Source organism: Streptomyces sp. PKU-EA00015 (assembly GCF_013387495.1).
In the GTDB taxonomy this organism is placed as follows: domain Bacteria; phylum Actinomycetota; class Actinomycetes; order Streptomycetales; family Streptomycetaceae; genus Streptomyces.
In genome coordinates this window covers 44,903-58,455 of the sequence record NZ_JABZEE010000056.1, presented here as the reverse complement: position 1 = coordinate 58,455, position 13,553 = coordinate 44,903, and the positions used below count along the sequence as shown (strand labels likewise).

Sequence of the window (13,553 nt, the reverse complement as noted above, 5' to 3'; positions counted from 1 at the left end):
CAGCGACGCAGCAGCGCCGCGGGGAAGTCGCGCTGGTCGTTGCTGGTCATCACCACGACGGGAAACGCGCGGCAGCGGACGCGGCCGCCCCGCACCGGGACCGCGGTCCCGTCGTCGGTGCGCACCTCGACCTCGTCCCGGTCGGTGAGGCGCTCCAGCTCGGGGAGGGCGAACTCGCCCTCCTCCAAGGCGTTCAACAGGTCGTTGGGCAGGTCCATGTCCCCCTTGTCGAGTTCGTCGATGAGCAGGACGCGAGGCAGCACGGTGGGCAGCAGCGCCGTGCCCAGAGGGCCCAGCCTGAGGTAGCGCCCGATGTCGTGGCTGTCGCTTCCGGGCAGCTGGGCGTCGCTTCCGGGCAGCTGGGCGTCGTGCAGGCGGCCGATGGCGTCGTACTGGTAGAGGCCGTCCCGCAGGGTGCTCCTGCTGTGCACGGGCCATCGCAGCACCCGGCCCAGCTGCAGCTCATGGGCGATGGAATGGGCCAGGGTGCTCTTGCCGATGCCGGGTTCACCGGTGACGAGCAGCGGACGCCGCAGGAACAGGGCCGCGTTGATCAGCTCCAGTTCCTCCCGTGACCTGGCGACGTCGACGACGTGGCCGTAACTGCCGAGGCGCCGGAAGGAGGCGCTTTCCAGGTCCGGCCGCCAATCGGGCAAGGGCGGCCCGCCGTCGAAGTCGCGCCACGGCGGCGGCGGAGGCAGGGTCTCGATCCCCCTGTGCGGTTCGCCCGTCCCGCGGTAGACAAGCCAATCGGTCACGTCGGTTCTCCTGGTTCGGTCGCTGTCACGGCGAGTCCAACGGGCTGTTCAGCGCGGGCAGCGGCCTGCTCGCGTCGTCGTACACCAGGGCGAGCGGCTCGGCCCAACCGGTGCGGGGCTCGCGTCGGTGGACGCGTTCCCTCAGTACGCGCAGCTGTTCCGGCAGATCGGCGGCGGATCCCATGCCCGCCAGCAGCCCTGCGACCTCCTCCCGGAACTCGTGGCAGGTCGTGTCGCAACCGGTGGCCGGATGCCCCTGGGCGCGCCACAGGACGATGCCGTGTCCGCTGCCCAGGGCCATCTCCATCGCCTCACGCCCCAGTTCGGCACCTGCCGGCGTACAGACGACCGGCACCTGACCGGGCTCGGCGTCGGCGAGCGCGGCCCTGCGCAGCACGCCACCGGGCGCCGGGGTGTGCAGGGCCTGCAACGCGGGGGCCCCGGCGGTTCCGATCCACCGCTGCGCCCACACCGGGTCGGGCGGTCCGCGCCGCGAGGAGTCCCTGACGAAGACCTGACGCCGTACACCCAGCGGCCAGGACGCCGGGTCGGAGGAGCCGAGCTCGGAGACTGCGGCCTGGGGCAGCCAGCGCTGCACGGCGAGGTCGAAGTGGTCGGCGGGCAGCGCGACTTCGAGCGGTGCGAACCGGTCGGCCGTGTCCAGCTGCAGAAAGACCCTGGCGAGCGGGCGCTGCAGGCGCAGCGGGAGTTCGTCCGGCCCGACGCCGTCGCCGGACTCCTCTGCGTCGACGAGTGCGTCGTCCTCGGAACGCTGTCCCAGGACGCGTAACCGCCAGTAGAACGCGAGGGGGTAACGCCAGAGCACCGGCTCCAGTTCCAGCAGCACGCTGGGCCCGTCACCCGGCCGCGCGGGTGCTGCCGGGCGGGGCACTGCCGTGGCGACGCACCCCGCTCCGTCGGCGGCCACCGCGCCCGGCCCGTCACCGGGTGCTCCGTGCGAGGCCGCGGGGGCGTGCGGTGCGGGCGTCGGCACGTTGCCCAGGCCGGCCGCGACCACCTCGACGCGGGGCAGGGCCACACCGTCGATGCTGGCCGCGATCTCCAGGCCGAGCCGGCGTTTTCGCCGCCGGACCCAGCGAGCCAGGTCGCGGCCGGCGGTCTCCTCGCCCGCCGCCAGGGCGACGAGTCGCGCGAACCGCAGATAGGGCAGCGCCTCGACCTGGAACCGCATGCGGTACGGGTGGATCTCGCCGTGGCCGTCCCGCCAGTGCCGCGGCCCGGCCACCGCGGAAAAGCTCACGCGTTGGTAGAACGTCTCCGCGAGCAGGGCGCGCACCAGGCCGGGGTCGTCGGGTGGCGGCAGCACGGCGAAGAGTTCCAGCAGCTCCACCCGGTCGCCCGGCGACCAGGAGACCGGGCTGTCGGGGATGCCGTTGCCCGGCAAGGCGCCCTGCAGGTCGGGCCAGCCCTCTCGAAGGTCGCTCTCGGCGTGCCAGAGGTCATGGTCCCGGATCAGCGCGTGGTACGGGTCGGATCCGAGAACCTCCTCGGGGTCGACCGGCTCCGGATCGCTGAACTCCCGGAGCAGGCTGGTGCGTACGGCTCGGCCGCCGTCCCTGATGCCGCCTTCCCCCGACCGTCTGGCCTTGGTCACACCGACCACCGCACCCTGCGCCAGGTCGACGACCGGCCCGCCCGACACCCCCTTCGGGATCTCGGACTGGGGCCCAAGACGGAAGCTGGCGAGCCCGTCGCCGCCCGCCACCTCACAGTTGCCGGTCCAGTCGAGCAACCCGGGCCCTCCCTGGTACCAGCCGTAAGCCCGGACGGCGCCCGAAGGCGGGTCGCCCCGATCGGTCATCCAGACGCAGTCGTGGTCGAGGCCGTCCGCCAGCAGCCGTACCAGCGCCAGGTCGCAGTGGGCGGGCACAGGGCCGTGATCCGGTACGCCGACCGGCCGGTAGCCGGTCAGCGCCGGCACCCGGCTGCCGTCCGGCATGGTGACGGTATAGCTCTCGCCGCCCGCGGCGCGGACGACGTGCGCGGCGGTGAGCACCCAACCAGGCGCGACGAGTCCGCCGGAGCCCCAGTGTGTGCCGTCGTCGGCGCCCAACGCAACGGTCGCGGCCCGGACCAGCCGGTCCAGGCGGGACGTCTGCTCAGGCATGCCCCTGCGTACCCTGGCCGCCGCCGTCACGGTTGTCGCCGGGACGCCAGGTGAGCGTGACGGACAGCGACGCCTTGGCCTCGCCGTCCGCGAGGAACGCGACGACCTTGCCCGACTTCGCCGCCAGCTCCACGCCGAAGCTCACGCTCACCTCGTCGGGCCTCGCCGCCTCCCGTGCGGCGTCGAGCACCGAGGTGCCGACGGTACGGATCACCCGCTGCACGCCGTCCACCCGGTCGAGGAGGGTGTCCAGCGCGCCGACCTCCTCCTCGTCGCCGTACTCGGTGGGACGTCCACGCAGGTCGAGGTCCTCGGGGTCGAGCGTCTCGACCCGGGCGAGCACGGTCTCCCCGCCGATCTCGACCTCGCGCACCCGGTATGCCATCAACGCCCCCGTGTTCGTCCAACTCGTCGCCCCGGCCGTCGGTTCGGGCTCGCACAGGCTACTGCAGCCCATGGCCGCCGGCAGGCGGTTCGCCGACACCGCCGGCACGCGGCATACGCTGGGGGAAGGCACCGGCCCGCATCACCCGAAGGAGCGCTCTCTTGTACTTCACCGACCGCGGCATCGAGGAGCTGGAGAAGCGGCGCGGCGAGGAGGAAGTCACCTTCGAGTGGCTCGCAGAGCAGCTGCGCACGTTCGTCGACCTCAACCCCGACTTCGAGGTCCCCGTCGAACGCCTCGCCACCTGGCTGGCCCGCCTCGACGACGAGGACGACGACGAGTAAGCCGCTGCCCGTGCGCCCGCTGCGACGCCGGGGCGTGCGCCCCGAGTGGGCCCCCGGGGCCTCCGGAGTGGGCATCCGGGCCCTTTCCGCCTGCGGGATCGTCCCGGTACCTCACGACGCGTTACGTCCGGGCAGCTCTGTCCCCCGCCTCGGTGGAGAGACGCCCAAGGCCGCCCCGGAGGACGTGGGCCCCTCGGCACGAAACTGCTGCGGGGCCCGTCCCGTACGGGAAGGCACGGGGCCGACGAAGGCTGCGGCGCGCAGCTGCCGCGTCCGGGGTTGGGGGCATCAGCCCGTGATCCCCTCCCTCAGGATCTGAGGACGGAGCCAAAGCCCGCAAAAGCGCCCGGCGGCGCGGTAATGCCGCCGCCGCAGCGCGGCACGCAGTGCCGCCCCAAGGGCGTGGACACAACGCCGCGCGCGCCCCGCACGCTCTTGGGAGGGACGAAGCCCAGGCCGCCGACGCAGCGCGGCTTCCCCGTGCCGCCCCAAGGATGTGGACGCAACCCAGCGTGCCGTCCCCCGCACGTCTGGCGTCGGAATTCCCAGGCCAGGAAATGACCCTGCGGCGCGAAGCTGCCGCAACCGGACGAAGGCGGCCGTCTCCGCCCCTCCACGGAGGGGTCTGGAGCCCCCAGTGTCGGCAAGGGCGGGGTGGGGGAGCCTCCGCAGCGCGAAGCCGCGCGTCCGCGTCCCCCCGTAGGGGCCGAGAGCCGAGGCCCCGGTTTCGCGAAGGAGCGGGGTCGGGGAAGGCCCCGAGCCTTCGGACGGGGGCGCAACCCCCTGATGAACCCCGTTCCCGCGGGCCCGGGGAATCGCGGCCCTTGACAACCCGTAACCGCGATATATCGTGTCACCAGGAGACGCGATATGTTGCGTCGCGCCCCTTGGGACCGGGAGGTCATCGCCATGGCAGAGACGACATGGGACGTCGCCGAGCCGAAGAAGCTCACCTTCGACGAACCGGTCACGACGGTCAACGTGCGCATCGTCAACGGAACCGTCAACGTCGTCGGGACCGACGAAGGTTCCACCCGGCTGGAGGTCTCCGAGATCGAGGGCCCCCCGCTCGTCGTCACCCGGAACGGGGCCACGCTCACCGTCGCCTACCCGGACCTGCCCTGGCAGGGCTTCCTCACGTGGCTCGACCGCAAGGGCCGCCGCCGCAGCGCGGTCGTCTCCCTCGCCGTCCCCGCCGAGGCCACCGTCGAGGTCGGCGTCGTCGGGGCGAACGCGGTCGTCTCCGGCGTCCGGGGCCCCGCCGTCGTACGCGGCGTCACCGGTGACACCACCCTCGTCGGGCTCTCCGGTGCCGTCCGCGCCGAGACCGTCTCCGGCGACCTCGAGGCGCAGTCGCTCAGCGGCGACCTGCGCTACCACTCCGTCTCCGGCGACCTCACCGTCATCGCGGGCTCCGGCCGCTCCGTGCGGGCCGACTCCGTCAGCGGCGACATGGTCGTCGACATCGACACGGCCGGCGGCCCGACCGACATCGCGCTGAGCACCGTCTCCGGCGAGGTGGCCATCCGGCTGCCCCATCCCGCCGACGCCCGCGTCGAGGCGAACACCGCGAGCGGCGCCGTCTCCAACGCCTTCGAGGACCTGCGGGTCGCGGGCCGGTGGGGGGCCAAGCAGATCACCGGCACCCTGGGCGCGGGCACCGGCAGACTCAAGGCCACCACCGTCTCCGGCTCGATCGCGCTGCTGCGCAGGCCACCGGCCGAGGAGGACGAGGCGTACGCCGACGCCCCGACCGGGAAGGTTCTCTGACATGCCCCCCGTATTCGCCCACGGCCGCCTGCGGCTCTACCTGTTGAAGCTGCTGGACGAGGCTCCGCGCCACGGCTACGAGGTCATCCGTCTCCTGGAGGAGCGTTTCCACGGCCTGTACGCGCCGAGCGCCGGCACCGTCTACCCGCGGCTGGCCAAGCTGGAGGCCGAGGGCCTGGTCACGCACGCCACCGAGGGCGGCCGCAAGGTGTACTCGATCACCGACGCGGGCCGCGCCGAGCTCGCCGGACGCAGCGGGGAACTGGCCGATCTGGAGCTGGAGATCCGCGAGTCCGTCTCCGAACTCGCCGCGGAGATCCGCGACGACGTGCGGGGCGCGGCGGGCAAGCTGCGCAGCGAGATGCGGACCGCGGCGAGCGAGACCCGCCGGGAGTCGGCGGGCCCGCGCAGCGGCGGGGGCGACTTCGCCGACAAGGAGTCCTGGCGGGCGGCGAAGGAGGAGCTGCGCCGCGCGAAGCAGGAGTGGAAGGAGCAGGCGCAGCGCGCCAAGGACGAGTCGCGCCGGGCGCGTGAGGACGCCAAGCAGGCGCGCCGCCAGGCGCAGGAGGCGGCCGACGCCGCCCGAGCGGAGATGCAGCGCATCGCCCAGCAGGTGCAGGACCAGGTCCAGGACCACTTCGCGCGCGGCGACTGGCCGACCGGCGTGCGCGAGGGCCTGTCGGAGCTGGCCGGTCAGCTCGGCGGTCTGGCGCGGGGCACCGCCTGGCCGCCGTGTCCGAAACCGGACGCGGCCGGCACCGGCCCCGACTGGGCGAAGGACACCGTGGACGTCAAGGATTCGGCCGACCCGGCACGTGATCTCGAACGGCTCCTGGACCGCTTCCGGGACGACGTACGGGACGCGGCGCGCGACCACGGCGTGACACAGGAGCAGCTGGGCGAGGCCTGTCGGCACCTGTCGACGGCGGCCGCGCACATCGTGGCCCTGCTGCGCGGCCCCAAGGAGTAGCGCGGCAGGCGGGGCCGGACGACCGTCCGGCCCCGCGCGCGGTCACGGGCAGGGATGCCGCTCCGGTCCCCAGGTCCGGCGTACGTCACCACGCCCGACCGTCCCGCACAGCAGCACTGTCTGCGCCCCTTTCGGGCCGCCCCGCTCGACCGCTATGAGCTTCTTCTCGCTGACCCGGCCGCCGCCCGCCGCCCCGTGCGCGTCGATCCGCCCGGTGGCGCCGTCGAAGCCCCCGCCGCCGAGCCCCTGGTAGAGCACCGCCTGGAGCAGCCTGCGGTCGAGACGCTCGTCGTGGCCGCCGGTGCCCCGCCACGCCTGGTCCACGCCCTCCGCGAGGTAGCGCATCGCGTCCCAGGCGAGCGCCACATGAGCGTCCTGCCGCATCGCGCCCGTACGAGTGCCGTGGTCCTCGGCGTACGTGCGGTCGTACGCCGAGAGGAAGGCCGCCGCCTCGCCGCTGACCTCAGCCAGTGCCGGGGCGCGGCCGTGCGAGACGTAGAAGAGGGTCAGTCCGGCGAAGACCTCCCAGGGGCGCCGCTCCTCCGTGAGGGCGTTGGTGACGTCGTCGCCGCCGAGCACGCTTATTTTCGGGCAGTCGCGCGCGGCACGGCTCAACTCGCCGAGGAACAGCTGGAAGTGGCTGCCCCGGCCGGCCCACACCACGGCCGTGCGCGGCTCCTCGGCCACCGCCCGGCACACCTCGCGCGCCAGGTCCTCCACCGCCGCGATCGGGGTCCCCGCCGGGGCCCCGGGCAGCGGCGTGGGTTCGGGGGCGTCCGTCGGCGTGTACAGGAGCGACTCGGTCCGCTTCTCGTCGTACGCCGCCCGGAACGCCGCCGCGAGGCTCGCGCTGTAGGCGTCCGAGGGGTCGGCGATCAGCCGTACCCGCACGGCGGGTTTCCCGTCCACCATGGGTGCGTGCTCGGCGAAGGCCGCCATCACCTGCCCGGCTCGCGTGTCGGTCGGCGCGGTCTGGTAGTAGTGCCCGCCCTGGCGCAGCAGTTCGTCGGCGGTGCCCGAGGTGCCGACCATCGGCAGGCCGGCCTCGTCGAAGATGCGCATCGCCTCGTACGTACGGCGGCGGCTCTGGCCGAAGCCGACGACGCCGACGATCGAGCGGTCCTTGTCGGCGAGTTCGACGATCCGGTGGGCGACGGCCGGGGCGTCCTTGAAGCGGTCGCCGGCGTTCGCGGCGAGGACGCGCAGCGGGACACGCTCCCCGGAGCGCAGTGCCTGCCCGTTGGCGTACGCCTGGGCGAGGGCGAGACCGCGCAGTTCGGCGAGGGTGCCGCCGCGGACGGGGTCCTCGGCGTCCTTGCCACCGCTGAGCGGGCCGAAGTAGACGACGGTGCGGGCGTCCGGCCGCGGGTCGTCGGCACGCCGACCCGTGAGTTCCTTCTCGACCTCCTTGTTCTGCCGCTCGATGCGCTGCAGGACGTCCCGTACGGCCCGCTCGCTGTCCCCCGTGCCGAAGGACGCCGCGCCTTCCGCGACGCCGACGCACTGCCCGTCCGTACCGAGGAACGTGGAGCCGAGACACGGGTCGGGACCGATCCTGGTGAAGGGGACGCCGGCGACGAGACCGGCGACGACCGCGAGGGCGATCACACCCCCGGTGGCGGCCACCGCCACGTCGGTGCCGGGCCCCCAGCGCGTCGCGGGCGGGGCGAGGGTGGGCCAGCGACCCAGCCAGTACGTCGCGGCCTGGTCGTCCGCGGGCCCTTCGGAGACCGGAACCACCATTCCGGAGGGCCGCCCCGGCGGGGTGCCGCGCTGGGCGATGTTGGCCAGCTCGGCGCCGGCGGCGGACAGGCCGGGGACCTCGATGTCGGGGATACGGCTGGCGAGCGTGCGCACGCCTGCGGCGACGGCGACCACGGAGGTGCACCGCAGGTCCTCCATGGCGGCGCGCAGTTCGCGCAGGAAGCGCTGGACGCGCGACTCGGCGGGGCCCGCCTCCTCCACCAGGAGCACGAAGCGGCTGACGCGCCGGCGCCGCCAGGGGTTGAACATCCGCTTGCGGGCCGCGCCTTCCAGGTCGGCGAGCAGAGCGTGCACCAGGATCCGGTCGAGCTGTTCGGGGTCGCCGTCCGGGCCGCCGCCCACGAGGTCGAGGGCCGAGCGGAAGAAGTCGGTGGGCGGCGTGCCCTGCTGCTGGCGCACCCACTCGGCGTACCAGCGGCGTCCTCCGTGCCGGCTCCTGCCCAGCATCGTGCGGCCCGCCCGCCTGCCGTACAGGGCGCGTGGCAGCCGCTGGAAGAGCGGCCCCGCGACGAAGTTCCACAGCAGTTCGAGCAGGGTGCCGCCGTTGGCCTGGTCCCGGCCGCCCAGCCACCACAGCCCCCGGGCGAGCGCGGAGACCTCCCGGTGCTCGGCGTAGCAGTGGTCGCGCAGTTCGCCGGGGCGGCGCTCCATGAGGCCGCCGACGGCGGGCGCGGTGACGACGGCGCGCAGCAGCCGGTAGGACGGCAGGCGCAGCCGTCCCGTGCCCGGCGGCATCGTCGCGTCCAGTTGGAAGGCGATCTGCTCGAAGAGGTCGAGCGGCGGCGCGGCCGGGTCCGCCGTGGCCCCGTCCAGGCAGGCGTGCGGGGCGAGCCGGCCCTCCCGCCCGCGCAGCCGCGACCGTAAGCCGGCGACGATCCGGCGGCCGGCCTGTCCGTCCCCCGGTTCGCTCAGCAGCACCACCGGGACGCGGCTGCGGCTGCGGCGCGGCTGCACCACGAGTTTGTCGAAGGCGTCCACGAATTTCTCGACGCCCGGATAGGCCGGGACACGGCTCTGCTGATCCCCCGTCGACATGTTCTCCTCCCCCTTCACGCGCGATCACGTGAGTGTCAAGGCTCGTGCCCCGCACGGCTGGTGCGCAATCGTCGCCCGGCGCACCCGACCGGCGCGGGGATTCATCGTGGGGCGCGTGGAGTGACCAGAGCCGTGACGTGCGCGCCGGGCCGTGCGTGCACGCGCGCGGTCGCCGCGCGGTCCGCGGGCAGCACGGGCGTGGCGGTCCGGGCGGGTCCGGTCAGCTCGATGCGCCAGCCGCCGGGCCGGGGCGGCACGGAGATCTCGGTGACGCCGCCCGCGGCCCGGTACGCGAGCCGGTAGGCCGCGGTGTCCGGCTCGAACGCCTCGGCGGTGATCCGGCCGGCGACCGCGGGGGCGTACGGGGCCGCGGTCTGCTCCTTGTTGGTGCGGAACCGCCCCTCGGCGTCGACGGCGCAGTATCCGCCGCCGTAGCACCAGACGTAGCCCGCCCAGCCGGAACCGTAGCGGTTCAGGGACCGCAGGGCGTCGCGGTAGAAACGGCCCATGTTCGGCAGCGCGTTGTTGAGCGGGCCCCACTCCCCCACGACGACCGGGACGCGGTACTGCCGCGGGTAGACGGTCACGGCCGACTCGTACGCCTCGATCCAGCCGGCCGAGGGGTCGTAGTCGGCGCCCGCCTCCATGGCCGTGTTGTAGAAGTGGGGTGCGTAGACGGCCCTGGGGTCGTCGATACGGCCGAGGCCGGTGGGGACGCCCTCCCCCACGATGGGAGTCGGCTCGAAGAAGACCCAGGTGTCGTCGTCGGCGGACCGGACGGCGTCCGCGAGGCGGTTGTACATGGGGGTGAGCTGCTCGCGCTCGATACGGCGGGCGGCCGCCGGAAGGTCCTCGCCCTGCGCGATCTCGCCCATGGGCTCGTTGATCAGGTCGTAGCCGACGACGGCAGGGTGGTCCGCGAGACGGCCGGCGAGCACCCGCCACATGTCCGCCTGGGCGCGCCGCAGGTCCGGGTCCTCGTAGAGATGGGTGAACGCGCGCTGCACGGCCGGTTCGAAGTACTCGGCGAACCAGTCGTCGGGGTGCGGGGTGAACGGCAGCCCGTCGGTCCTCGTCGCCCACTCCGGGATGCCGCGGTGACCGAAAGCGGGCCCGAAGACGTCCTGGTGGGCGTCGACCAGGACCTGGACACGGTGCTTGTGCGCCCAGCCGAGGACACGCTCGATCCTGCGGAGGTACGCCTCGCTGTAGCGGCCCCGCTCGGGCTCCAGGTCGTCCCAGAAGACGAGCAGCCGCGCGAAGCCGAAGCCCTGGGCGCGCAGGTCGCGGAAGTGGCGCTCGGTGATCGCGGACAGGGCGGCCTCGCCGCGATGGGTCTTGTCCTCGACGTTCCAGCCGCGCAGGGTGAGGACGCGGCCCCTCTCGTCCGTGAGGCGGGGTATGTCCGGAGGTGTCTCCCGGCCGTCGGCGCTCTTCGCGTGAGCGGCTGACGTGGACAGGACGGCGGCGCAGACGAGGGCGACGAGCAGACGGCGGTACATGGGGCCTCCGGCACGGTCGGTCGACAGTGCCGGAGATCCCATCAGCAGAACTGACGGCCCATCAAGAGTCCGTCACGGATTGGTCAGGACGATCTTTCCGAACAGGTCGCCGGAGGCCAGCTTCTCGAAGCCCTCCCGGGCCCGGTCGAGCGGCAGCACCTGGTCGATCACCGGCCGCACACCGGTGGCCGCGCAGAACGACAGCAGGTCCTCCAGCTCGTCCTTGGACCCCATCGTCGAGCCCACGACCTTCAGCTCCAGGAAGAAGATGCGGGTCAGCTCGGCGTGCGAGGGCCGGTCGCCACTCGTCGCGCCCGAGATCACCAGCGTGCCGCCGGGCCGCAGCGACTTGACCGAGTGGGACCAGGTGGCCGCGCCGACCGTCTCGATGACGGCGTCGACGCGCCGGGGCAGCCGCGCGCCCGGCTCGTACGCCTCCTCGGCGCCGAGCTCGACCGCCCGCTTGCGCTTGGCCTCGTCCCGGCTTGTGGCGTACACCCGCAGTCCGGCCGCCCTGCCGAGCACGATCGCGGCGGTGGCGACGCCACCGCCCGCGCCCTGCACGAGGACGGAGTCACCGGGCCGGACGCCCGCGTTGGTGAACAGCATCCGGTACGCGGTCAGCCAGGCGGTCGGCAGGCAGGCGGCCTCCTCGAAGGTGAGCTCCTTCGGCTTGGGCAGCACGTTCCAGGACGGCACCGTGACCTGCTCGGCGAAGGTGCCCTGGTAGCGCTCGGTGAGGATGGAGCGGGGCTCGTCGGGGCCGACGCCGTGGCCGCTCTGGCCGATGACGGAGTGGAGGACCACTTCGTTGCCGTCCTGGTCGACGCCGGCGGCGTCGCAGCCGAGGATCATCGGCAGCTTGTCCTCGCCGAGGCCCACGCCGCGCAGCGACCACAGGTCGTGGTGGTTGAGGGAGGCGGCCTTGACGTTCACGGTCGTCCAGCCGGGACGGACCTCAGGAGCGGGGCGCTCGCCCAGTTCGAGTCCGTTCAGCGGCTGGTCGCGGTCGATGCGGGCGGCGTAGGCGGCGAACATGACCTTGAGACTAGGACGGCCCGGTGCGTGGCGGAACCACACATCGGTGTGACGCGCGCTGCTTTCTTCGGGCTCAGCTCGCCCCTGTGCGGTACGCGGCCGGAGCGGCAGTCCCCGCACCACCACCCGTTCGGCCCTGCGCGCCCCCAAAAATGCGCGACGGGCCGCGGCCCACCCCCGCACGGGGTGACCGCGGCCCGTCGCGGCGCGTCAGCGCCGGGCGACACCCTCCGCGCGCGCGGCGGCGGCGACCGCCGCCGTGACCGCGGGGGCGACCCGCTCGTCGAACGGGGACGGGATCACGTAGTCGGCCGACAGTGCGTCACCGACCACGTCCGCCAGCGCGTTCGCAGCGGCGATCTTCATGCCCTCGGTGATGCGGGAGGCCCGCACCTGGAGCGCGCCCGCGAAGATGCCCGGGAACGCGAGGACGTTGTTGATCTGGTTCGGGTAGTCCGAACGGCCGGTGGCCACGACCGCCGCGTACTTGTGCGCGACGTCCGGGTGGACCTCCGGGTTGGGGTTGGCCATGGCGAACACGAACGCGTTCGGGGCCATCGACGCGACCGCTTCCTCCGGCACCGTGCCGCCCGAGACGCCGATGAAGACGTCCGCGCCGGCGAGCGCGCTCTCCAGGGAGCCCGACAGGCCCGCCCGGTTGGTGAGCTCGGCGAGCTCGCGCTTGACCGGGGTCAGGTCCTCGCGGTCACGGCTGACGATGCCCTTGCGGTCGGCGACCGCCACGTCCCCGAGTCCCGCCTCCAGCAGGAACTTCGCGATGGCCACACCGGCAGCGCCTGCGCCCGAGATGACCGCGCGCAGGTCACCGAGCCCGCGCTCGGTCAGCTTGGCCGCGTTGCGCAGGGCCGCGAGGGTGACCACCGCGGTGCCGTGCTGGTCGTCGTGGAAGACGGGGATGTCGAGGCGCTCCTGGAGCTTGCGCTCGATCTCGAAGCACCGCGGCGCCGAGATGTCCTCGAGATTCACTCCGCCGAAGGACGGCGCGAGGCGCACGACGGTCTCGACGATCTCGTCCGTGTCCGTGGTGGCGAGGGCGATCGGAACCGCGTCCACGCCGCCGAACTGCTTGAAGAGGATCGCTTTGCCCTCCATGACCGGGAGGGACGCCTCCGGGCCGATGTCGCCGAGGCCGAGCACCGCGGTCCCGTCCGTCACGACGGCGACGACCTGGGACTTCCAGGTGTAGTCGTGAACGAGCTCGGGCTTCTCGGCGATAGCCGTGCACACCTTGGCGACACCAGGCGTGTACGCGAGGGACAGGTCGTCCTTGTTCCGCACCGGCACGGTGGCCTGGATGGCCATCTTGCCGCCGCGGTGCAGCGCGAACGCCGGATCGAAGGGCTCGTCGGAACTCTCCGTGCCGGTGTTGTCGCTGCGAGGATTGACGATCTCCGCTGCCATTGTGGTTGACCCCTTAAGTCTTCATCAGTTGAGGGTGGCCGCTCCTGGTTGAGGAGGGGTGGGCGGGCACCGCGTCCGTCCGCTGCACCGGGCGGTTGGCCCGCCCCGGCAGAGGGTTCTCACGCACGCGCGGGCGCGCCGCACAACGCGCCCGTAGCCCCGGATGAGGGGTGTAAGGATCCTTCATACCGGACAGACCGCACCGCGGACGAGTCTGTATCGGCGCGGTGACGTGGCTCATAGCGCCAAAACGGACAACTCAACCCTCTGTTATGTACCTGACCAGATCATGGGGCGACGGGAGATCTTCCGGCCGGAGGGCGGTATTCCAGCGAATGGTCCGGCCTTGATGTACCGGCCCGCTGAGGTTCGGGGGTTTCCCGTTATCCGATTTTGACATGCGCGTCCCCCTGAATGGGGCAGTCCGAATGGCAAGA

Annotated in this window: 10 protein-coding genes; 3 read left to right on the top strand and 7 right to left on the bottom strand. The window is 73.1% G+C overall.

Annotated features, from left to right (window positions below):
- From HW130_RS30300 to HW130_RS30290, 3 genes are all read right to left on the bottom strand, one after another.
- A partial coding sequence (locus HW130_RS30300; protein ID WP_177152960.1) for a MoxR family ATPase occupies positions 1-758 on the bottom strand: 758 nt, incomplete at its 3' end.
- A 25-nt stretch (positions 759-783) separates the two neighbouring features.
- Complete coding sequence (locus HW130_RS30295) at positions 784-2,886, bottom strand: trypsin-like peptidase domain-containing protein (RefSeq protein ID WP_177152959.1); 2,103 nt, start codon at positions 2,884-2,886, stop codon at positions 784-786.
- The gene (locus HW130_RS30290; protein WP_177152958.1) at positions 2,879-3,271 is read right to left on the bottom strand and encodes a CU044_2847 family protein; all 393 of its coding nucleotides are present in this window, start codon (positions 3,269-3,271) and stop codon (positions 2,879-2,881) included. The genes HW130_RS30295 and HW130_RS30290 overlap by 8 nt, the downstream gene beginning before the upstream one ends.
- A gap of 161 nt (positions 3,272-3,432) precedes the next feature.
- On the opposite strand from HW130_RS30290, the gene HW130_RS30285 reads away from it, so the two are divergent.
- The 3 genes from HW130_RS30285 to HW130_RS30275 all read left to right on the top strand — a co-directional run bounded on the left by HW130_RS30285 (position 3,433) and on the right by HW130_RS30275 (position 6,355).
- A complete protein-coding gene (locus HW130_RS30285) occupies positions 3,433-3,615 on the top strand; it encodes a DUF6104 family protein (protein WP_019075209.1) in 183 nt (60 codons plus the stop codon).
- 909 nt (positions 3,616-4,524) lie between these two features.
- A complete protein-coding gene (locus HW130_RS30280; RefSeq protein ID WP_177152957.1) occupies positions 4,525-5,385 on the top strand; it encodes a DUF4097 family beta strand repeat-containing protein in 861 nt (286 codons plus the stop codon).
- A gap of 1 nt (position 5,386) precedes the next feature.
- Positions 5,387-6,355, top strand: coding sequence for a PadR family transcriptional regulator (locus HW130_RS30275; RefSeq protein WP_177152956.1), 969 nt, complete (start codon positions 5,387-5,389; stop codon positions 6,353-6,355).
- 42 nt (positions 6,356-6,397) lie between these two features.
- Here HW130_RS30275 and HW130_RS30270 read toward each other — a convergent pair whose 3' ends face one another.
- From HW130_RS30270 to HW130_RS30255, 4 genes are all read right to left on the bottom strand, one after another.
- Positions 6,398-9,154 (bottom strand): ABC transporter substrate-binding protein, encoded by a 2,757-nt coding sequence (locus tag HW130_RS30270; protein ID WP_177152955.1) that lies wholly within the window; start codon positions 9,152-9,154, stop codon positions 6,398-6,400.
- A gap of 101 nt (positions 9,155-9,255) precedes the next feature.
- A complete protein-coding gene (locus tag HW130_RS30265) occupies positions 9,256-10,656 on the bottom strand; it encodes a glycoside hydrolase family 5 protein (protein ID WP_177152954.1) in 1,401 nt (466 codons plus the stop codon).
- A 72-nt stretch (positions 10,657-10,728) separates the two neighbouring features.
- On the bottom strand, positions 10,729-11,694 hold the full coding sequence (locus HW130_RS30260) for a zinc-binding dehydrogenase (RefSeq protein WP_177152953.1): 966 nt from the start codon (positions 11,692-11,694) through the stop codon (positions 10,729-10,731).
- Between the two features lie 210 nt (positions 11,695-11,904).
- Positions 11,905-13,116 (bottom strand): NADP-dependent malic enzyme, encoded by a 1,212-nt coding sequence (locus HW130_RS30255; RefSeq protein ID WP_177152952.1) that lies wholly within the window; start codon positions 13,114-13,116, stop codon positions 11,905-11,907.
- Positions 13,117-13,553 lie beyond the last annotated feature (437 nt).